General features: G+C 55.6%; 19 protein-coding genes. 9 read left to right on the top strand and 10 right to left on the bottom strand.

Features of this window, described 5'->3' with window-relative positions:
- Positions 1-58 precede the first annotated feature (58 nt).
- Positions 59-715 carry a peroxiredoxin gene (locus ACG9DO_RS05115; RefSeq protein WP_394730645.1) on the top strand — a complete coding sequence of 219 codons (657 nt, stop codon included), beginning with the start codon at positions 59-61 and terminating at the stop codon, positions 713-715.
- Positions 712-1,050 (top strand): ArsR/SmtB family transcription factor, encoded by a 339-nt coding sequence (locus tag ACG9DO_RS05110; RefSeq protein ID WP_394730644.1) that lies wholly within the window; start codon positions 712-714, stop codon positions 1,048-1,050. Before ACG9DO_RS05115 ends, ACG9DO_RS05110 begins: the two co-directional genes overlap by 4 nt.
- 243 nt (positions 1,051-1,293) lie before the next feature.
- Here the strand turns inward: ACG9DO_RS05110 and ACG9DO_RS05105 are convergent, their stop codons facing one another.
- Positions 1,294-2,373: a hypothetical protein gene (locus ACG9DO_RS05105; protein WP_394730643.1), complete on the bottom strand. Its 1,080-nt coding sequence runs from the start codon at positions 2,371-2,373 to the stop codon at positions 1,294-1,296.
- On the opposite strand from ACG9DO_RS05105, the gene ACG9DO_RS05100 reads away from it, so the two are divergent.
- Positions 2,364-2,702: a hypothetical protein gene (locus tag ACG9DO_RS05100; RefSeq protein ID WP_394730642.1), complete on the top strand. Its 339-nt coding sequence runs from the start codon at positions 2,364-2,366 to the stop codon at positions 2,700-2,702. The genes ACG9DO_RS05105 and ACG9DO_RS05100 overlap by 10 nt on opposite strands.
- On the top strand, positions 2,699-2,938 hold the full coding sequence (locus ACG9DO_RS05095) for a hypothetical protein (protein WP_394730641.1): 240 nt from the start codon (positions 2,699-2,701) through the stop codon (positions 2,936-2,938). Before ACG9DO_RS05100 ends, ACG9DO_RS05095 begins: the two co-directional genes overlap by 4 nt.
- Before the next feature lie 582 nt (positions 2,939-3,520).
- Here the strand turns inward: ACG9DO_RS05095 and ACG9DO_RS05090 are convergent.
- Positions 3,521-4,753, bottom strand: coding sequence for an MFS transporter (locus tag ACG9DO_RS05090; RefSeq protein ID WP_394730640.1), 1,233 nt, complete (start codon positions 4,751-4,753; stop codon positions 3,521-3,523).
- A gap of 104 nt (positions 4,754-4,857) precedes the next feature.
- On the opposite strand from ACG9DO_RS05090, the gene ACG9DO_RS05085 reads away from it, so the two are divergent.
- On the top strand, positions 4,858-5,196 hold the full coding sequence (locus ACG9DO_RS05085; RefSeq protein ID WP_394730639.1) for a tRNA-binding protein: 339 nt from the start codon (positions 4,858-4,860) through the stop codon (positions 5,194-5,196).
- Here ACG9DO_RS05085 and ACG9DO_RS05080 read toward each other — a convergent pair.
- From ACG9DO_RS05080 to ACG9DO_RS05065, 4 genes are all read right to left on the bottom strand, one after another.
- Positions 5,193-7,160, bottom strand: a complete 1,968-nt coding sequence (locus ACG9DO_RS05080) for a sulfotransferase (RefSeq protein ID WP_394730638.1) — start codon at positions 7,158-7,160, stop codon at positions 5,193-5,195. The genes ACG9DO_RS05085 and ACG9DO_RS05080 overlap by 4 nt on opposite strands.
- A gap of 79 nt (positions 7,161-7,239) precedes the next feature.
- Positions 7,240-9,867, bottom strand: a complete 2,628-nt coding sequence (locus ACG9DO_RS05075) for a TonB-dependent receptor (RefSeq protein WP_394730637.1) — start codon at positions 9,865-9,867, stop codon at positions 7,240-7,242.
- 389 nt (positions 9,868-10,256) lie between these two features.
- Complete coding sequence (locus ACG9DO_RS05070) at positions 10,257-11,936, bottom strand: BCCT family transporter (RefSeq protein ID WP_394730636.1); 1,680 nt, start codon at positions 11,934-11,936, stop codon at positions 10,257-10,259.
- 302 nt (positions 11,937-12,238) lie between these two features.
- Complete coding sequence (locus ACG9DO_RS05065; RefSeq protein WP_394730635.1) at positions 12,239-13,813, bottom strand: L,D-transpeptidase family protein; 1,575 nt, start codon at positions 13,811-13,813, stop codon at positions 12,239-12,241.
- A gap of 996 nt (positions 13,814-14,809) precedes the next feature.
- On the opposite strand from ACG9DO_RS05065, the gene ACG9DO_RS05060 reads away from it, so the two are divergent.
- Positions 14,810-14,977 (top strand): hypothetical protein, encoded by a 168-nt coding sequence (locus ACG9DO_RS05060; protein WP_394730634.1) that lies wholly within the window; start codon positions 14,810-14,812, stop codon positions 14,975-14,977.
- A 338-nt stretch (positions 14,978-15,315) separates the two neighbouring features.
- Here the strand turns inward: ACG9DO_RS05060 and ACG9DO_RS05055 are convergent, their stop codons facing one another.
- Entirely contained in the window at positions 15,316-15,528 is a 213-nt protein-coding gene (locus tag ACG9DO_RS05055; RefSeq protein WP_394730633.1) for a hypothetical protein, read from the bottom strand.
- Between the two features lie 258 nt (positions 15,529-15,786).
- Here ACG9DO_RS05055 and ACG9DO_RS05050 point away from each other — a divergent pair, with 258 nt between their 5' ends.
- Complete coding sequence (locus ACG9DO_RS05050) at positions 15,787-16,509, top strand: Crp/Fnr family transcriptional regulator (RefSeq protein ID WP_394730632.1); 723 nt, start codon at positions 15,787-15,789, stop codon at positions 16,507-16,509.
- Positions 16,510-16,581: 72 nt separating this feature from the next.
- On the opposite strand, the gene ACG9DO_RS05045 is transcribed toward ACG9DO_RS05050, so the two are convergent.
- The 3 genes from ACG9DO_RS05045 to ACG9DO_RS05035 form a co-directional block, all read right to left on the bottom strand.
- The gene (locus ACG9DO_RS05045; RefSeq protein WP_394730631.1) at positions 16,582-16,797 is read right to left on the bottom strand and encodes a hypothetical protein; all 216 of its coding nucleotides are present in this window, start codon (positions 16,795-16,797) and stop codon (positions 16,582-16,584) included.
- A gap of 291 nt (positions 16,798-17,088) precedes the next feature.
- Entirely contained in the window at positions 17,089-17,490 is a 402-nt protein-coding gene (locus ACG9DO_RS05040; protein WP_394730630.1) for a hypothetical protein, read from the bottom strand.
- A 255-nt stretch (positions 17,491-17,745) separates the two neighbouring features.
- Positions 17,746-17,988 (bottom strand): cold-shock protein, encoded by a 243-nt coding sequence (locus ACG9DO_RS05035; protein WP_394730629.1) that lies wholly within the window; start codon positions 17,986-17,988, stop codon positions 17,746-17,748.
- A 662-nt stretch (positions 17,989-18,650) separates the two neighbouring features.
- Between ACG9DO_RS05035 and ACG9DO_RS05030 the strand changes: the two genes are divergently transcribed.
- Positions 18,651-18,908 (top strand): GlsB/YeaQ/YmgE family stress response membrane protein, encoded by a 258-nt coding sequence (locus tag ACG9DO_RS05030; protein WP_394730628.1) that lies wholly within the window; start codon positions 18,651-18,653, stop codon positions 18,906-18,908.
- A gap of 811 nt (positions 18,909-19,719) precedes the next feature.
- Positions 19,720-20,607: a B12-binding domain-containing protein gene (locus ACG9DO_RS05025; RefSeq protein WP_394730627.1), complete on the top strand. Its 888-nt coding sequence runs from the start codon at positions 19,720-19,722 to the stop codon at positions 20,605-20,607.
- The last annotated feature ends 123 nt before the right edge of the window (positions 20,608-20,730 follow it).

Below are 20,730 nucleotides of genomic sequence, written 5' to 3'. Positions count from 1 at the left end.
ATTACATAAATTATGTATATATATTGCTTTCTGGGAGTCAAGTGCTAAGAGGCCGGGCATGGACACAGATGACAATCGAGCGGGTGCCTCTCGGAGCCTGCGCATCGGCGACACAGCCCCTGATTTTGAGGCCCGAAGCACGATCGGCCCGGTCAGGCTTTCGAATTTCAGGAAGCGGTGGCTCATCCTGTTTTCGCACCCTGCGGACTTTACGCCCGTTTGTACGACTGAATTTGTCGAATTGGCGCGGCACGCGGATGAGTTCGAAAGGCGCGATTGCGCGCTCATGGCGCTTTCGGTCGACGGCCTGTTCTCCCATTTTGCCTGGCTGCGCATGATCAGGGACCGTTTCGATATCGAAGTGCGCTTCCCGATCATCGAGGATCCGACGCTGGTAATCGGCCACGCATTCGGAATGGTCGCGCCGCAGGACAGCGACAGCTCCACAGTGCGAACCACATTCTTCATCGATCCGGCAGGCGTTATCCGCGCGATGACCTGCTACCCTGCCAATATGGGCCGCTCGATCCCCGAAATGCTTCGAATGCTCGATGCATTGCAGGCGATAGACGCTCAGGACGCTCTCGCACCGGCTAACTGGCACCCTGGAGAGCCTTTGCTCAAGCCGCCCACTCAAGACCTGGACGAAGTGTTCAAGGCTGGCGATGAGACGGCCTGGTTTCTTCGCGAGGCTGGCAAAGGTAAGGCCGAATGACCGACGATGCACCTATCGAAGAATTGAAAGCGATCGCGCATCCGCTGCGATTTCAGATCGTCCAGCTGCTCAGAGACGGTGAACTGAATGTGGGTGAAATCGAACAGGCTTCCGGAATAGGGCAGCCCGCACTTTCCCAGCAGCTCGGTGTTCTGAGGAAAGCCGAGTTGGTCAAGACCCGCAAGGATGCAAAGCTCGTCTTCTACAAACTCAATGAAGATCGTATGGCTGAGTTGGGCATGTTGATTGGCGGTCTGGATGCACGCGCAATTGCGAAGAGCGCCCCAACCCGGACCCCGGCACCCGGTGTCGTAAACTTCGCACGACTTTCCTGACCTTCCGATGGGACGGTAGGTCCCAAACAAGCTGCCCCATGATTGCCGTATAAGACGACGAGCCGTGTTGCATCAGCCGCCAAGCAACTCGCATTCCAGTTCAAGGTGACGCGCCTGCCGATTTGCCGTCTATGCAAAGGTCGCCTGCTGCTGACGCTCGCCTCGATGGCGCTCTGGAAGAGCGATAACTCGGGAAGAGCGATAAGATGACCCTCACCTGGGCGAATGGTGAGCCACAATCACTTACACCCGATCTGAGCAGATAGAAGTCTTGTCCAAGAGACTGCGGCAGAAAAGCCGCCGGGTCGTTTGGTTATCCACCAGGTGCCGCACGGCAACATGGCCCAGCCGCAAGTCGACCGCGACATCTTGCGCGATCTCGCCCTTAAATCCGCCCTGTATGAAGTCGGTGTTGAAGTAGACAATATCCAGCGCGAACGGCGGATTGCCCGAGGGGTCGGTTTCACTGCAGCGATATTCGACTAACAGTTCGCCTGTGCCCTTGCGGAAGGCCGCGTGCGTCCCATAGAGATTACGTTCAAACGAAGTGCCTACGACTGTCCCTCCGGCAAACTGATAATCATCGCCCTCCTCGCGGCTGGCAATCACGCCCAGCCGCCAGCGATCATTGGCAAGGCCGACCATGCCACCCAAGGCATAACTGTCATCCACGCTGCGGTACTGGATGGCCAAGGGACCCTGTGCTGGCAAGCCGGAGCTATCGTTGAATTGGACCTCTGCCAGCCGGGCGTTGACAGCACCCGCCAGCGAGGGCCCTTGCGATACGGGGGCGACCCCACACGCAATCTCGATCCGTTCTACCAGAATTGATGGCGCGTAATGCAGCGGAGGGTCCGTGGCACTCGGGCCACCGGTGGCGAGGAGCGCAGAGTGCTCGTCGCCTGGCTGTACCCGTAAGGTCGCGGCAAAGGCCAGTGAAGAAAGCGCGCAATCGACCTTTGTCTGCGAAGCGCCGGGAGCATCGCTATCGACATCATATACCGGGAATGGCAAGTGACCCATCGCAGCATGATCGATCGCGCCATGCGCCATGGCAGCATGGTCCATTTGTGTCGCAGCCATGCCGTCTGCGCAGTCGGCCTCGGCCGCAAAAGCGCGCACGAGCGGATTGGTGCTGGAGCAGAGAACGAGGGTTAAGAAATGCCCGGTGAAAGGCTCCAGCATGTGCCCCGCAGGGACCACCGCATCCAAGCTGAGCACCGACAACGCTGGCGCCTGAAGGAGCGCAACGTTGCAGCGGAACAGCTTGTGCATAACGAACATTGCGAGCGGAGCCGCATTCGCCGATCGGTTTGCCGTCATTTGAGTTTGCTACAACCGACAATGCTCTTTGGGATGCCTCGGAACCAAAAGGAGGGCTGAGTCCCGGCCTTTTCAATACGCATGTTCACGTCTGGGACCAGCAATCGCTGAGGGTATATCTGGCGACCGGTGTCACCACAATTTGTAATGCCTCGGGGATGCCATTTCATTTGCGCCTAGTTCATGAGATCGAGCGAGCGAAAGTAATCGGACCAACGCTGATCGCCAAGGGACCGATCCTTGATAGCCCAGGCCCCAATCAGCAGATCAACCATCAAATGGTCATCACGTCAGACAAAGCGCAGGAAGCGAAGCGGGGATCTTTATGAGCGTGCGCGATGTGTCCCTGATTGAAGAATTGGAACTTCCTCATGAAGCGGGAATGAATAGCGCTGATGTCCTGCACATACTGACGATCAGTGCAGCAACTGCCCTAGGCGAGCAGGCCATTGCGGGGCGTGTGGCCGGGGGATACGGGGCTAACCTCATCTTGCTCGGTCGTGATCCTTCGGATGATCTCGCCGCGATGAAATCCGTTACCGGTGTTATTGAAGGTGGAAGATAGCTTGATCGAAGTGAAATGGATGAAGTCTTAGCGCAAGCGCCGTAGCACGATCTTGCAAAAACTTAGCGAAATCTTATCGAGGCTTTGGAGGCGCACGGGGTTGATTCGAATGCGCTTGGTCTCTGAGATTGACGGCTCTTGCCTGCGGCAAATCGAGCTAAAGCGCCTAGTCTTCATTTTGCCGCGGACGTGCGCGGAAAAATTATTGGTGCCCAGAAGAGGACTCGAATAATTCGATTAAATTTCTGATTTATAGATCTATTTTAGAGGTCATGCGAAACGAGGCCCCGATAGTGGCCCCTTTACCCTAAAGCCGAATAGGGTTCGAGTCCTAGACCCAACAAGTTCACGATTCAGGGTCCAATAACTAGCACAAGACGGCAAAGATCCGGACCCTCAACCACGCCCATATTTGGATCTTGCGGGACCAAGTCGCAACCTTAGCGTTGAATGACCGCTTTCAGCACAAAGTCTAAATCCCACCAGCGGCCGAGATTGGGGTGGAAAGCGGACGCGTCTTCCTTGGAACTTGCGGGTCAGAGACGGCCAGAATGTCAGCCAGCTGTCCGGAGAACCTGGGCCTCAGCTCGATGCGACTTGGTCATCCACTTCAAGCACTGCTGCCATCGGCGTAGTGCGGGGCAAGCTCTGGAATGCCTGTTGGTCCGAAGATGGCACGGGGGCTCGCGCAATCATGCGCCACATACCAAATATGGCGCCGAGACCAGCGATCGCTCCGATCACGACGAATAGCCCAGCGGCACCCATCGAGCCCATCCCGGCGGAACCGACAATCGGCCCGGCCATGGCACCGGCCGAATAGGTCAGCACCAATCCGCTGCTCGCACCAACGCGCTCATCCTCGGCAAGGTGGTCGTTCGAGTGGGCGACGCACAAAGGATAGAGCGCGAAAGCAAAGCCACCGAACAGGGTCCCCAGCGCAATCGTGCCGATGGCCGGGAGCGGGAATGCGGCGAGAGCCGCGCTGAGCGCCGCAACAACCAGGAAGCAGGCGATGATCACGCGCCTGCGATCAAAACGATCGGACAAAATGCCCAACGGGTACTGCAGCGCTACGCCCCCGGCGATCACGCAAGAAGTGAACAGTGCGACTTGCGAGAGGCCCATTCCGATCCGCTGAACATAAACGGCGCCCATGGCATAGAATGCACCCAGCATCGCGCCTGTCGCCAAGGTCCCGAATATTCCCAGCGGTGAAGCGGAATAAAGCCGGCGAAGCGAAAACGGCGCGAAATGTTCGATCTTGGGTTGCTCCATCCGGGTCAAGAGCACCGGCAGCAATGCGATCGAGAGCAAGACGGCGGAAATCATGAACGGCAGATCCGGCGCGTTTTCGCCCAGATTGAGCAGGAACTGGCCCGCCGCCTGCCCGAAATAGAGAGCGATCATGTAGATCGCCAGGATCGTGCTGCGGTTGGATGGGCTTGCCTGCCGGTTGAGCCAGCTTTCAAGGCAGACAAACACCCCTGCCATCGCAAAACCATCAATAAATCTTAGCACAATCCACACCGGCACCTGATCGATGATCGCATAGACCAGGCTGCTGGCCGAATAGATGGTAACGAAGGCAGCAAAGGCACGGATATGGCCAATCCGCGAGATCAGGCTTTCTACCCGGAGCGAACCCAGCGTGAGGCCGGAAAAATAGCTCGTCGCGGCAAGGCCGATCAGCAGCGCCGCCACCCCGGCCTGTTCCAGCCGGACAGCGATCAAGGTCGACAGGAAGCCGCTGCCTGCCATCAGGATGAAAATCGCGACCAAAAGCGCGCGCACCGAGAGGGCAGAAGCAATCATGCCTGCCCTGCCTAACATCTGTGTGCCATGCATCAAGCAATCATCCTTACCGGACCCAGAGCGACCGTTCGACATTCGTGCCTGACGCCCCTAATCTATGCTCCATGGATCAAATTGATTTCACGGACTTTCTGAAGGTCGATATTCGCTGCGGCACAGTGGTGAAGGCAGAGCCTTTCCCTGAAGCGCGCAAGTCCGCGATCAAGCTGTGGGTCGATTTCGGCCCGGATATTGGCGAGAAGAAAAGCTCCGCCCAGATCACCGATCTCTACACGCCAGAAGGCCTGGTGGGACGCAAGGTCATGGCCGTGGTGAACTTCCCGCCACGCCAGATCGGCCCGCTCATGTCCGAAGTACTGGTTCTGGGCTTTCCTGATTCAGCGGGGCGGATCGTGCTGGTCGAGCCTGACGAGACTTTGCCTGACGGCGCGCGACTGGCTTAAGGCGCGAGTTCGCCCAGGGCGTCACACAGCGGGCCAAGCCACGGCTCATAGGGCTTCCACGCACCCTGTCCGGCACGGTTGATCGGCTGGCGAACCTGTTCCGAACTTGCCGTGCGCACTGCGCGGTCGGTCTTGTGAAATTCCAGGCACGCCACTTCGAATGGCACACCAATGAAGTCGAGCATGCGGCGGGTCTGGCCTTCAAGATCATCAAGCACGTCTTCATGCTGGACGCGCAATATCTTGCCCGGCAGCACATCGTCCCAATGATCCATCAAATCGACATAGTCGGCATAGTAGCACCCGACTTCGTTCAAGCCGTAAGTGAATTCCTGGCCTTCCGCGAACAGCTGTTTGAAGCCCGAGAAACAGCAATCCATCGGCGCGCGGCGCGCATCGATGATCTTGGCATTGGGCAGGATCAGCCGGATCAGCCCGATATGCCGGAAATTGTTCGGCATCTTGTCGATGAAAAGTGGCGCACCTTGGCGATGGATGCGCGTCTCTTCAATGAATTGCTCGCCGAAGCCGGTGAGTTGCTCGCTGGTGAGTTCGTGCAGGATTTCGGGGTAGCGTGACTGGCCCGCTTTCTTGCCGCGCAAGCGGTGCGCCAAGGCAAGGATGTTGGGCAGTTCCAGCGTGCCGTCGATCTGGGAATGGCTGGCGAGGATCTGTTCGAGCAAAGTCGAACCCGCGCGCGGCAAGCCAAGGATGAAGATCGGATCGGGCGCGGGGCAACCGGCACCGGCATGCTGTTCGAACAGACTGGAAATGCAGGCTTGCTTCTGGCTGGCCAGTTCGCGCGTCATTGCATCGGCGCTATAACGCGTTTGCGCACGCTTCAGCGCATTCCCCTGATCGTAGAACCGAAAGCTCTCTTCATATTCGCCGCGATCCTCCAACGCCTTGCCCAGCGCGAATGACAGATGGACCCGGTCCATAAACGCCAGGTCCGGACGCGCGGCTTGCTGCCGCATCGCGTCAATTTCCGGATCTTCGAAGCGATAGGTCTTGAGGTTGGCCAAGGCATAATAGGCATCGCCGTGATCGGGCTTGGCCGCGATCGCAGCGCGATAGTTCGCCACGGCATCTCCGCTTTGGCCAATCGTCTTGAGCGCATGCCCCTTGCTGGTGAGCGTTGCCGGATCGCGTGGCAGTTTGGCCAGCACTGCATCGAACAGCTCGAATGCCAGATCATACTCGCCGGTCTGCATGCTCTCGATCGCGAGCCGCGACTGGAACAGTGGATTGTCCGGTTCACGCCTATGCAAAGCCTCGGCCTGCGTGCGTGCCTGATCGAATTTCTGGCGGCGGCGCAGCACATCGACATAGTCCAGCCGCAGCTGGATGTTCTCCGGCTCGAAATTGACCGCGCTTTCCAGCAGGAACTCTGCATCGTCGAGTATGCCCAGTTCGATCCCGATCCGCGCCAGCAGCCGCATGCCTTCGACGTTGCGCGGGTTTTGCCGCATGAAGTAGCGACAAATTTCTTCCGCCCGCAGCAGCCGCCCCTCATGCAGATGATTGGTCACAGCAATCAGTTCGCGCGGGAGCGCATTGAGGCGCTCTAGCTGGGCGGCAGCCGCCGCAGCCTCTTCGTTTCGTCCGGCCTGAGCCAGTATGTTTGCCTGTTCGCGCCAGCTTGCCGCCAACGCCGGGTTGAAACGGGTCGCTCGCGCGAATGCATTTAGCGCGCCTGCCGTATCACCGCGGGCGAGCGCCAAATGCCCCTCTTCCTGCCAGGCACGGCCATATTCGGGCATGGCCTGATGCAGGCTTTGCAGGAAACCGGCAGCGGCATCGAATTGCTGGAGATACCGGCTTGCTACCGCCGCCATATAAAGAGCTTCGGGATGGGCGCCGTCATCTGCCAGGATGGCTTCGGCCAGCGCCAGCCCCTGATCGAAGTCACCCGCTTGCAGCGCGGATTGCGCAGCTTTCAATTGTTGGTCGCGTTCGGCCATCGCCTGTCCCTACAAAGCAAAACGGTGGAGGTGAACCGCCAAGGCCCGCCTCCACCGTTTCATTCACCTGTGTACAGGATCAATAGTCGAACGAAACCCGTATGCCGATCGTCAATGGACGGTTGGTCGAGATGCGCGCCCGGTCAAACACGAAGTTGCCGGAAATCTCGGCCCGCGTGTCGAACAGGTTCTCGCCATAAACTTCGAACTTCCATTGGTTCGAAGTGATGCCAGCCGAGAGATCGAACACGGTGTAGCTATCAAGCTCAAGCTTGTTGATCTCGATAATATCGGTGAATTTCGACGCCGAGTAAGAAACCTGCGGCTGGATATAGGCCCCCAGCGTGCTGCTGAGATCCCATTCATAGCGAACCCGCATATTGCCCTGGAACGAAGGTGCGAAGGCCAGATCGGAGCCTTCGAGCACATCTTCCGTCGGCGTCAGCACTTCAGTAATCTCGGTATCGAGAATCGAGAGTGCGCCTGCGACTGTCAGGCCAGGCACTGCATAGGGAGCAAAGGTGAAGTCCGCTTCGACACCCATGATTTCTGCATCCGCCGCATTGTCCGAGAAGAACAGGTTGGTAATGCTGGGATCGAAGATGGTCGTCTGCAACCTGCTGATGTCGCCAAAGAAGGCGCTGCCGTTGAAGCGCAGCTGACCGTCTGCAAGTTCGGTCTTCCAGCCGAGCTCGTAGTTCTTCACTTCATCGGTCTCGAGTTCATACGGCACCGTGAAACCGGCGCCATTGCTGGCACCCCCGGGACGGTTCAGCAGACCGGGACGGAAGCCTTCGGAATAGGTCGCGTAGAACATCGTATCGTCTGTCGGTGTGAAGGTGAGCGTGCCCTTGAAGATGAAGCCGCTCGTTTTCGCCTTGTCCGGTGCGCCCACGGTATTGTCCGGCGCGAACTGTGCGCTGATGTTCGTGCCTGCAAGCTGGGCATCTGCGCCCGTGCCCGGAGCCGCGCCTGCATTCGGGCCGAAGATCGCCGAATTGAGGTTGAAGAAGGATGAGTTGGCACTGCCTTCAAGATCAACTTCGATATCGTAGTAACGCGCACCTGCAGTGGCCGTCAGCACGTCTGGCAGAATATCGAAAGACGCTTCACCGAACAGGCCAAACTGCTTGTCCGTGCGGCGAATATCGTTGCGGAAGATCACTCCGGTGGGGAACGGCCCGGCATCGGAATAATAACCAGTCGATGAATTGCCGCCGCCTGCTGCGCTGGCATTGGTCAACGGATAGTTGGCCAGGAAGCCGGTAGTGACACCATCCGAGCCGCGGACGAATTCCGAACCGGGATAGTTGAAGTCGTTCAATTCCTTCAACTCGAGATCGCTGTAGAAACCGCCAGCGGTTACGCGAATGCGAGCATCCTGCGGAGTGCTGACGCGGAATTCCTGCGTGAACACAGTTGTGTCGGTGTTGGAGGCAACGAACAGGTTGGGTGCCTGGCAGGTCGGATCCGCCGGGGCATTGGACACGTAGCCCGGATAGACCACCGCTGTGTCGCAGATGTAATAGGGCAGGTACTGGCCAACGAAGAGATAGTCGGAATAGTCGACCCGCTGTTGCGTCTCGCGATCAGTGTAGGCACCGCTGTAAACGATATCGAGCATGCCCAGACGGCCTTCGACAGTCCAGCTGGTGTTCGAGAAATCGTCTTCGATACGATCGTCTTCAAAGCGCTGGATCTCAAGATCGTCCAGCCCGTCAAGTTCGGGATCGGCAAAGAACACACCGTCGCTTTCAACGCTCTGGCGCGAATGCGCGACAGTGATAGTCCAGTCCGGCGTGACCTCCCACAGCGCAGTGGCGCGGAACCCGGAATATTGGGTATCGTTGAAGTTCTTCTCGACCAGGCTGGAATTGTCTGCAGAGATCAGATTGACCGCCGAAAGATCGGCCCCGGCCTGGAAGCCCGCGCGGCTTGCGCTGACCGGCACGCCATTGTCACGGACGGTCCCGGCTGTGCGGAAGCGGCCGCTTTCGCTGGCATCGAGAGTGCCCGCAACATTGTCGACATAACCGCCCTGATCGTCGAGATAGACGACTGCACGCAGCGCCACGGTATTCGCGACAGGTACGTTCACCATCGCCTCAGCCTTGTAGCTGGCTTCACCACCCTTGGTGAAGGAAACACCCGCCGAAGCACTGGCATCAAAACCGGAAAGCCGCGGCTTGTTGGTGATCAGGCGCACAACACCAGCCTGCGAGCTGGCACCGAACAGCGTGCCCTGCGGACCGGAGAGAACTTCGATCCGCTCCATATCGGCGGCATAGACGTCAAGGTTACGGCCCGGCTGAGCAAGCGGCTGCTCGTCGAGATAGAGTGCCACGTTCGGAGCAAGGCCGGCCACACCGGCGGTAGTCAGGTTTGGCGTCGTCGAAGCAAGGCCGCGAATGTAGATTGTGCTCTGGCCGGGGCCGCTGCCGCCAGCGGTTACCGTGGGCAGCTGCTCAAGGTAATCTTCAAACGTGTCGATGTTGAGCTGCTCCAGCCCTTCCTCGCCAAGCGCCTGGACTGAAACCGGCACATCCTGCAAATCCTCGCTTCTGCGCTGCGCGGTCACAACAATGGTAGGTACGCCACCCTTGCGCTTCGACTGTACTCCAGGGGCGGTCTGGTCCTGCGCAATGGCGGGCGATGCCATGGCCACGGCAATCGCGCCGATTGATACGGTAGTCGTAAACCTTCTCATTCCTGATGTCCTCTTAAGGCGGCCCATGTGATCCTGATTGACGTAGTGAGCGAGCCCAAACCGCCAATATTCACACTAAATTTCGGTGAAATAGAATCGGAACCGATTCGTTTGAGGCGCTGATTAACAATCAAGCCTTGAAAGAACCACAGCAGATGAAAATGATTTTTGAAAAAAGAGCACAATGTTGCATTATAACAACATGGTTCAATATATATTTGAATTTATCAAATAGTTCTAAATATAACGCATATTCACCCACATAGTGTATTACTTATTCTATATTGTACATAGAATATTTTTACAAATAAATTCCATTATTCAAATATATTGTATATGATACTTGCGGGGACTGGATTCCAAGTAAGTTCTGGTGGGCTTGTTTACTTCTACCGGGCCCACTGCTCGCAGGCTTCGGCAGTTGTCGGCACGCCATGCCGCTTACGTATCAGGTCGAAGATGATCGCCTTGACGATCGCCACAGCCATCAGTGCCAGCACGAATGAGAACGGCAGGGCTCCAATGATCATAGTGATGCGGATCGCTTCTATTCCTCCGAGCACAAGCATGCTGCCCACCATGAACGCCAGTGCCGCCCCCCAGAACAGGATGTGATAGCGACGCTTCCCTTCGTCATCTCCGGCGCCATTGATCGTATTGACGATCAGGATTGCGCTATCTGCCGAAGTGACAAGATAGGTCATCAGCAGGACCACAACGACAATCGAAACCGCAAAGGCCATCGTCGGGTTGAGCAGCACAGCCAGCGTTGCATAGAGCTGGTCCGAAATACCGGTATTCACAATCGCGCCTTGTGCTGCGCCGCTTAGCTCTAGATCAATCGCAGTTCCGCCCAAAATGGCCATCCAGGCAAAGCACATCAGCGAAGGGACCAGTATCACTCCCAGCACATACTCGCGGACCGTGCGCCCCCGCGAAACTCGGGCAATAAACATGCCGACAAAGGGCGCAAAGGCGATCCACCACGCCCAGTAGAACACTGTCCAATCAAGCTGCCATTGCTGCAATTGTTCGCCGATGGCAGTGCCATCGCCGCTGAACAAGGTCAGCGACAGGGCAGGCAATGTGCGAAGATAATCGAACAGCCCGGTCGCCAGCAATTCCATGGCATAAACTCCCGAACCCACCAGCAAGAACAGTGCCAGCAAGAAGAAGGACAGGCCCATATTCAGGTTTGAAAGCCATTTGATCCCGCGGCCAACTCCAGACAATGCGCTCAGCGTTGAAGCACCAACAAGCAGCAGCAGAGCAAGAACGATCGCCGCCACGCTGGCCGTCCCGCCATCATTCAACAACCATTCGCCCATGCCGACCCGGTAGAGCCCGGCCACGAATTGCTCGACCCCAAGGCCCATTGTAACAGCCACCCCCAGGATAGTCGCCACCACTGCAACCACATCGACCACATGACCGGCCATGCCCGACATGCGCTGCCCAAACAGGGGGACCAGCGCGGACCGGATCGTCAGCGGCAAGTTGCGGCGATAGGACACATAACCGATTGCAAGGCCGACCAGCGCGTATGTCGCCCATGCTGCAAAGCCCCAATGCAGGAAGGTGTAGACATAGGCAGGTCGCACGGCTTCAGCCGAACGAGCTTCAACTGCCCCACGGATGATCTCGGGACTGTTGGAGAAGTGGGACAGAGGCTCTCCGATTGAATAGGTTAGCATGCCGATGCCGATCCCTGCACCAAACAGCATGGCAAACCATGAGAAGCGCGAGAATTCGGGTTTCTCTCCCGGTCCGCCGATCCTCAAACTGCCCGATTGCGGCATGATCGCTAGCACCAGCGCGACAACCATCAGCAATGCAACAAGGTAGACATACCAGTTGCGGAAGCTCGAAATGATATTGGCATTGGCTGCGCTCAAGGTTTCACTGGCACTGACCGGAAAAAAGATCGCCCACATGATCAGCAGCGAGACGATGATCTTGCCGGGAATCGATACTTCGCGGCTGAACCCGTCATAAAAGCCGCGATCATGCGTTTCGATCGGCAAGTCTATAATGGGTGGTTCAATCGGATGATCTGAAGTTGACGCCATATGCTGGTCTGATGTTTCCGCTAGCTGAAGGGCAAGGCAAACGCTCTTGTCGCTCGGTAACGAAGCCGAACAGCGTTCACGATTGAATGATGAGCGGCCACCATAGAAGACGCTCGCCGCAATGCAAATCGAGCTTCCCGCTCGCTTGGATTGGCTGTGACTGCCTTTGGGTCGTTAGGAGACTGTCTGTTTTTGTCAAAATGCGTGGCAAAGCTGTCAGTCCGGTCTTGGCCTAGCTCATCAAGCTGAGGCCTGACCGCTTATGGGGTGGTAAGCGGACGTTCGAACATCCAGGCTGCTAGTCAAGGCCCGATATCAACCACTTCGCCCATCGCTTTGGCCCTAGAAACCTCTTTGAAACCAAGTGCACTGGCGATCGGTGCGTTCCAACCATAGGGATCGGTGCGGAAAGCAACCTCGCCGGTGCGATCGACGAAGACGTTCTGGTAAAGCAAGCGCACCGGTATTTGACTTGGCAGATCGACGAATATTTGCCTGCTGGAACCGCGCGCTTGTTGCCACTTGTCGCCGATTCCCTCGTCCTCGGCGATCAGCTTCGCAAGGTCCTCTGCATTCTCAACCCGAACGCAGCCATGGCTTAGATGGCGCTGACTGCGACCGAATAGTAGCGGCGCCGAGGTGTCGTGGAGAAATATCGCCTGATCGTTTCGCATGTCGAATTTGACCAGGCCAAGGGCGTTGCTCGGCCCTGAAAGCTGAATGATCCATCCGTTCCGGCGAACCATGTTGTGCCGACGCAGATACGAGTTGCTTACGCCTGCCATCTCACCATGCTGGATCGATTTCGGGATCGTCCATGTCGGATTGGCGACTAGACGGAAGATTGGGGCGAGTAACTGTGGTGTTTCGTTGCCAGGCAGCCCAACAATCACCCGACGATTGTCAACAAGCTCGCCGTTGCGATAATAGTAAAGCTGCGCATCAGCTGTGTTGACGTCGATCCGCGTGGCAGGTGGTGTGCGCGTAAGCCAACGGAGCCGTTCGAGCGCAACAGCGAGCGCTTTTGCTTGGTCGCCTGGTCGGACATTGAGCAATTCGAGTGTGTCAGGGCCAATTATACCGTCTTCTTCGATCCCAAAGCTGCGCTGCAATTCCATGACGCCGTTTGCAATCCCCCGGGTGTAAAGTGCAGCATCAGCCGGCAGGGATTTGGGGTTAGAGGATGAGAATGTCGTATCCTGTGCGGTAAGATATCCTCCAGCGATCAGCGCCTTGACGATGGCTGGAACGCGGCGGTCGGTATCCCCCACATGGATTACGCCAGCGGCGATTATCGCTTGATCGGCGTTCTTGGCCTCCCATTGCGCGCTGAGATAGGCTTTGGAAAGGCGCGTATAAACGGCATCCTGCGGTGCCAGACTTTCAAGCCAGGTTTCCAGATTTCCTGCCGCGAGCGCCTCTTTGAGTGGCTGATTAAGCGCGATCTGCGGTCGGGAGAGTGTATAGATTTTGTGCAGTTGGGTCGGGTCGGCCTGACCTTGAGCCAACGCTGCGGAATAGCTTAGCGCCGCGTGCGTCAGCAGGATTTCGCGCCGTGCGGTGCTGAATGATGCGTCTGGAGTTGCCAAATAGGACAAATGATCGAGCCCATGGCGAGCACGTTCGCCAAGGCTGCGCCGGAAAGCCTTTGTTGCCGCAATGGACCAAACCGCATGCCATCCATTGGCTTCATAAAATTGGCGAGTTACCGGATCACTTGCAGCGGCGCGCAGCTTGTCTTCCGGGATTGGGTTCACCGATGCTGTCTGTTCGACGACTTGGTCAAACGGGCTGGCCGCGGGCATCGAAGGAGCGCTACCGCACCCAGAGAGGAACAGCGCGGAGAAGATGAGCTTCATTGCTAAAATGAATCCCATGCAGAAGCCCCTAATATTTGATCCGATGTTCGAAATACTGAGATAGTCCAAGAAATAAATAAGAGTATTTTTCTACTGCTGTTCGGATGGAAGGCAGGTACTTAGTCTTTCCAATGACCAGACCGCCTTCGAGCCTTTGGGTGCAGCAATTGGCGGCGTTTCTTCCGCCATTTAAAGAACACAAGCAAAAGGAGCCTCATCCCCAGGACGATTGCCACTACACAAAAACCCAACCATGAGAGAATGACAGCGTCTGACTGTTGGCCGAGGCCCATCTTTGGGCTCCTTATGGAAATAAGCCAGCTCTTGTTTTGAGGTAGAGCCGGTAATGTTGCACAGAAGTCCCCGGTCCGTAACTCGCCGCAAAAGGTAGCCCCGCCCTTGCGGGCAGGGCTACAAGAGAGGACAATAGAGGATTGGATATTGTCCTTCGGGTCGCGATTGTGTTGTAGCCACCTGACAAATGCGCTCGACAACATGGATTAACCTTTAGTCGGAACCGACGCGGGGATCGTTGACGAAATCGATCCTTTCGTTTCTCAAACTGGTTTGTGACGATGGCTAGCCTGCACTGGCGCCATCAGAACTATCCAAAGACCGCTAGAGGTGATTGCTGGGCTGCCTGTATTCGGTATAGCGAGCATCAAATCGGAAAGTTGGCCGCTGGCCAAAGAATCAAATCTGAGATTTGTCAGCGATAGAGTGCAAGCGAACATCGATTATCCTGATGGGCCGCGCAGTTTTGGATCGATGACCAGCAACATGCTGCGTCAGGACTTCCAACAAAGGGCAAATCCGACCGGTTCCCAACCTATGTTGTCGACCGAACTCGCTGCCACGCTACGGCTGTTGGGCGATCAATAGGACACTCTTTCATCTTGAAGTCAGATGTTTCTTGAGTTGTCCGATGCTGTCGAACTGGTTGAAACGACAGGGCTGTTGTGGCGGTGAATTTTTCGGTCGCTCCCGCCAGTGAGAGTGAGAAGGAAAACATCAATGACACAAGATCACGAAGTTTTGGCCGAAGTTGTTGAGTTGGCGACAGAGCGCCATTGGCTTGCCGGACTTAGCCTGCCTGATGCGAAATCAAAGGCTAGAGCCGAAGTATTGGCTAGATCGACCCCTTTACAGCGCATCGCCTTAGTTCGCACTACCGTGGTGTAACACGAGGTTAGACTGAATGACTGAGATTAGAGATTCCTCACACCTCTTCCAATTGGCCCATGATGCACGGCAACTTGCGTCGGGTAATTCTGACAGCGGGTTAGCCCGGCAATTGCGCGAAGATGCCAACAAATATGACCGCAAGGCACGCCAGTTGAGTAGGGAAGAGGCACTTCAGATGGGCCAAAAAGGGGAAGGCCTGAGCTTGCTTTCAAAGTTTCTAAGATGGGAGAAGTGGCAGGCCGGTGCGTCAACACGTGGTCAAAAGTCAGATAGATAGACTCATTCTAATGACTGCACATTAAGTGATGGCCGTTAGGAGGGTGGCAGGGGCACTTTCAGTCTCGATTTGCTGTCATATCGATGGCTAAGCTTGCACCGATCGCCTCCAGGATTGCCAGTGACCTGGCCATGGTTTCTTCGGTGTCGCCTCTTTCGATGCCAGTCTCCGACACGACCTCGGCGGCAATGCCCACAATTTCGATGGCGTCTGCAATGCTCAAGACCGATCTGGCTATCAACCCATGGATAAGGCTTTCGGCGAGTAGCATAGCTACTCTTCCGTGAGGCTCACCGTTTTGCTCAGCCATGGGCGTAGGTAGAGGATTGTTATCATTGTAGATATCGGTGATGGCAGTCACTCCAGAGAGGGCGAGAGCCTTTAAATCTCCCAGTCGCCGCAGCCTCGAAATGATCTGACGATGGCCTATGCGTAGACGACCTGCATCGCGCGCGCCACAATTTATATCAATATTTGATATTAATAAACATCAATATCTATTTTGTATTACCTGTGGGATAACCACTAAATGCCCAACCGGTTCATCGAGAAGCTGTGCAACTTTGCCGATCTGTCGTCAGAAGACGAAGACGCGCTCTTGTTGGCCACCTCGAACGCCAAGAAAATTTCCGCAAGAACTGATCTGATACGTGAAGGTGACCGCCCTGGTCCGGTGTTCATTGTCCTGGAAGGTTGGGCGTGCCGATATAAGATTCTGCCGAATGGTGCTCGCCAGGTGATGGCATTCTTGATGCCTGGCGATTGCTGCGACCTGCACATCGGACTGCTGGACGAGATGGATCACAGCATCCAGGTCATCACACCTGCGCTGGTGGCTACCGTTGATCGAGACGCAATGGACTTGCTCATGGAGCGACACCCCAGGATAGCCCGGGCGATGTATATTGCGCAGCTGGTTGATGAAGGGACGATGCGTTCATGGATTACCAGTATGGGCCGTCGCACCAGCATCGAGCGCGTCGCGCACCTGATGTGCGAACTGTATCTAAGGTCGCGCAACATCGGGCTCACCTTTGACCACCACTTCATCCTGCCGGTTTCGCAAGTATTGCTGGCCGATGCGCTTGGGATGACGCCGGTCCATCTCAACCGAGTGCTGAAGGAGCTGCGGCTCAGCGGGGCGATGACGTTAGAACGAGGCAGTCTTGTGATTACAGACCCAACCAAGCTTGTTCAAATTGCGGGCTTCGATGAAAACTATCTGCATCGCCGCATGCGGGTGGTCGCCTGACGAGATTAGCGCTATGGCCAAGGGACGACTGACCCGCCCGAGATCTTCAAATTCTGTCAAATGAAGACATTCTCACCTTGGCCTCGCTGATCGGTCGGGTCTCGGCTCTTGTCTGGCTGCCGTGTAATCCTCTTCGGCTCGAAGCATTTCCTGGTTGCCCTGGGCTATCAGCATCTGGCCTGCGGCCTTGTCTGCCTCAGCCGACCGTACTTTGGCCTCGGCCTCTGACAGTGCCTCCTGAGCGTTTTTGAGCCGCTCTTGCGCATTCTCGAGGCTTTTGGTGCTCATTCTAACCATCTTCTCGCCATTTGCTACGTTCTGTTGGCCTGCTGACCACGCACTGCCGTAACCACTGATCCTATCGCCACGCTGAGTGATGAGCTCACCGGTATCGAGAGGCGCGTCCTTAGAGCTGGCGCAGGCGCCAAGCAAAAGTGTGCCAATTGCGAAAATCGCTACTTGGGATAGCTGGGTCATTGCATATTCCTTAGGCTGAGTTGGGATGGCGGCATTGATGAAGGGCACGATGCCCAGATCCAGTTCGATAGATTGAACCCAGCCTTGCGGTGTCGAGCTCTGCTAACGATCCTTGTCGATCTTTTGTTTTGCATGCGCCTCGACTGCCAGCGTGACGTCGGAATATTCTTCGGCTCCGACAAAATAGCGTGCAGGGATTTCTAAGGGCGCTTTGTCGGGCACTCGAACGGCTGCCCGTGCAATCGCACCTCCTTCATTGTCCCACGAAGGATGAGAATCAACCGGAGCTAACGATGCGTCCCTTGTGCCAGCATCACAGTTGACTGAAACTGGCGAGGCTTGCGGGCGAATGATCGCTCCACCCCGAGCAGATCGAGCTTTGCTGATTTGCCCGGCGCAAGATGCGACCTGGTGCAAATGGTGACGACGCTCTTCGCCGTCTTTAGCCGCGCTCACCTTCTTCACCTCGACTTCATGGGCACGTAGTAGTTTGTCGAGTTCCATTTCAGGCATCTGACATTCTGGAAGTTTCAGCCACGCACCGACGCAGCTCACGCAATCGCTTCGCACAACGCATTATCTGATCCCAGTGCAGTTGGCGTTCACTCTTTTGGCCGTTCAGCCTAGCCTTAACAGCGGCAGCTTGGTGGAAATTTAGTTTCTCATCGAGTTCCATGATCCTAGCCCTTCTGGCTAGTTTGCATCGAGGGTATGCTCGGGGGCCTTGTGGCGGTATTTGACCCCCGAGCAAATCTAGGGCTAGCCTTGCTGCTTTTCAGCCTGTTCGCGCTGACCCTGTTCCATCTGCAGGTTCACGGCATGCTTCTTGCCGCCGTCGACTTCGCTCGTTTCGTAGCTGAAACGCTGATCGACCTTGGGTATCTGCCCTTCCTGCTGCAGGTCCGCCTTCTTGAAGCGAAGTGCGTCACCACCCTTGTCGGGGGTGATCGCGCCGGTGCCGCTGCTGCTGTCGTAGCTCTTGATCTTGCCATAATTTGTCATTGTGAATTCCTTATTTCCGGCGGTTTCGGCCCGGTAACTCACCGATAAAAAGTAGCCCCGCCCTTGCGAGCAGGGCTACAGAAGAGGACAATCCCCCAAGCGTTCAGCTTGAGGGGAGGGTATTGTCCTTCGGGTCGCCATTGTGTTGTAGCCGCCTGACTAAGGGGGTCGACAACATGAGTTAACCTTTCGTTGGAAATGAAGCGGGGATCGGTAACGAGCTCGATCCTTTCGTTTCTCAAACTGGTTTGCGACGATGGCTAGCCTGCACTGGCGCCATTAAAACTATCCAATGACCGCATTAGGATCGACGGCTGTCAGTTCGCTTGCGTCGAGCCAAGAGCCAGGTCGGACTCCGCTCTCATTTGAAAACCCGACGGCGAACAAAGCCAGCCCATAGCTTAAAAGCTGACGTTACGCAGGGCCCCATTCGATACCCGGCCTTCGATCGATCAGAGCAAGAGCGGATTCGGCAAATTATCAGCCAAAGACCGCAAATCCGACTGCTTCCTAACCTATGTTGTCGACGGCATTTAAGAACATCCTAAATCTCGAAGGTGCCCCCAAAGATCATCCTCCTCTCCCGAAGGACCCATTCTTTGGGATTGGCTTGGCGATCTGCAGATCAAATAGCCCAAAATTAACAAGGAAAGAGATTTGTGATGGGAATTATCATTTGGTTAGTCATCGGCGGCGTCGTAGGTTGGCTTGCGAGCTTGATCATGCGAACCGACGCTCAACAAGGTATCATCCTCAATGTCGTAGTAGGTGTCATTGGTGCCGCGGTAGGTGGACTAATTCTGGGGCGCGGAGAAATCAACAATGCGCCTTTGACAGTAACATCCTTCCTAGTATCGCTCGCCGGCGCAGTGATTTTGCTAGCGATCGTCAATCTCGTACGTCGCGGTTCTATCCGCTAAGAAACTCTCGCCTTGCGGGAGACGACTATTGCCTGATTTCTACTTGAAATCTAACCCCAAGAGACATCAATGGCCAGAACGGTTTGGTCCAGATCAATAATAGCATCCGATTATTTGATATAAAAGAGAGAACTTCAAATTTTTATATCTTTTTTTTATTATAAATTACTAAACATACACCCATTCGACGCAATTTTTAATTTTGCTGATGATGGATAAAATGCTGCATATATATATTTTGCTTTTTCAGAAAGGAATTTATCATGCTTAGGCAAGTAACTTACGCCCTATTCACGTTAATTTTCGCCTTCACTTTGACTGCTTGTAATACGGTGCGGGGCGTCGGCGATGATCTAGAGTCAGCTGCAGACGCCGTTGACGAAGAGACGTGAAACCTAACTTCGCAATTGACTCAATGCATAGGACTCGGTGCTTGGCGAAGATTTTGCTTGCAGCCAATTGCCGCTGGAAAAAAGGCGCAGCCTAAGGCTTCGAGCCGCTTTGTGACGGCAAGGTGGCCATAGGGTTGCCTGCCGTTGTGGACCCGAAGGCCCCCTTAGCTACTATCTGCTTGTGGGTCGTTAGCGGCTGGTCCGCTTTCAAGCATCACGCACGATTAACCGACAGTTGGCTCTCAGGCCGCGCTGCGTGGCAGGAATTTGGCCGCTCATGGGGTGGGAAAGCGGGCGCAATCACAACCACCCTTTGATCACCTAAATGGCGTTTCGATTGATCTATTGGTCTCTCATTGTTAGCCTTGCGTTGGGAGAGACAGGGGATGGTGGCGCTTAGGGGCGAAGGTCGAGCTTCGTTGCACGTCGAAGATGAGCTGATCCAAGCCGAGGAGATATTCTATTCTCGGGAGATACGCGAGCGCGCGGATATTGCAGATCGTCAAGCCAAGCTTGCCAGCTTTATATCAAGAGATGTCATACCGCGGCTGATCCAGTTACATTCGAGGCTCGCTGAAGAAGTAACTCCAAGCGTTGACGTTGATGAGCGCTCAATTCCGAAGGAAGGCGACCTAGAGGAGTTTGCTGAGATTCTCTTGGGAGACGATTTGGAAGCCTCTATCGCCTACGTTGCAGCCTTGCGCGATTTAGGTCTGCCAGTTGAAACTGTTTATTTGGAACTCTTTGGGCCGACAGCAAGACTCTTGGGAGAGCTATGGGAACGCGACGAGTGTGACTTCATCGACGTGACAATCGGCGTAGGTCGCCTTCAACATTTGCTTTCGATTTTCAGCCGAACGCATTCGCTTCCTGATCTGGCGAGTAAGCGCGATCTTCTCGTCGCTCTAGCGCCTGGCAATCAACACTCCCTCGGTGCGACAACATTAGAGCAATTCTTTGCCGCAGCAGGATGGCAGGTTCAGTCCGACCTCTCCGGCGAACCCAAGTCAGTTGTCGAACGTGTAAATGACAAATGGTTTGCTCTCGTTGGCTTAAGTGCGGGTTCTGAGGGTCAGCTAGAACCGCTCGGGCGGTTAATCAGAAAAATACGAGAGAAGTCGGTCAATCGACGCGTAGGGATAATGGTGGGTGGTCCAATATTCCGAGATAGACCTAAACTATGCGACTACGTTGGTGCGGATGTCACATGTGGAAATGCTCCAACGGCCGTTTTGACTGCTCAGCAAATTCTTGATGCTCAGCTTGCAGAAGCCAAGACCATTAATTGCGCTGACCATCAGCTGTAGGTCCGCAATTGGGTCGTAACCAGCCGGTCTGCTTTTGTCAGAATGCGTGGCAAAGCTGTCAGTCCGGTCTTGGCCTAGCCAACAAGCTGAAGCCTGACCGCTTATGGGGTGGAAAGCGGACCT

Origin of the sequence: Altererythrobacter sp. GH1-8 (assembly GCF_043702085.1) — a bacterium.
Lineage (GTDB): Bacteria > Pseudomonadota > Alphaproteobacteria > Sphingomonadales > Sphingomonadaceae > Erythrobacter.
This window is presented reverse-complemented; position numbering and strand designations above follow the sequence as displayed.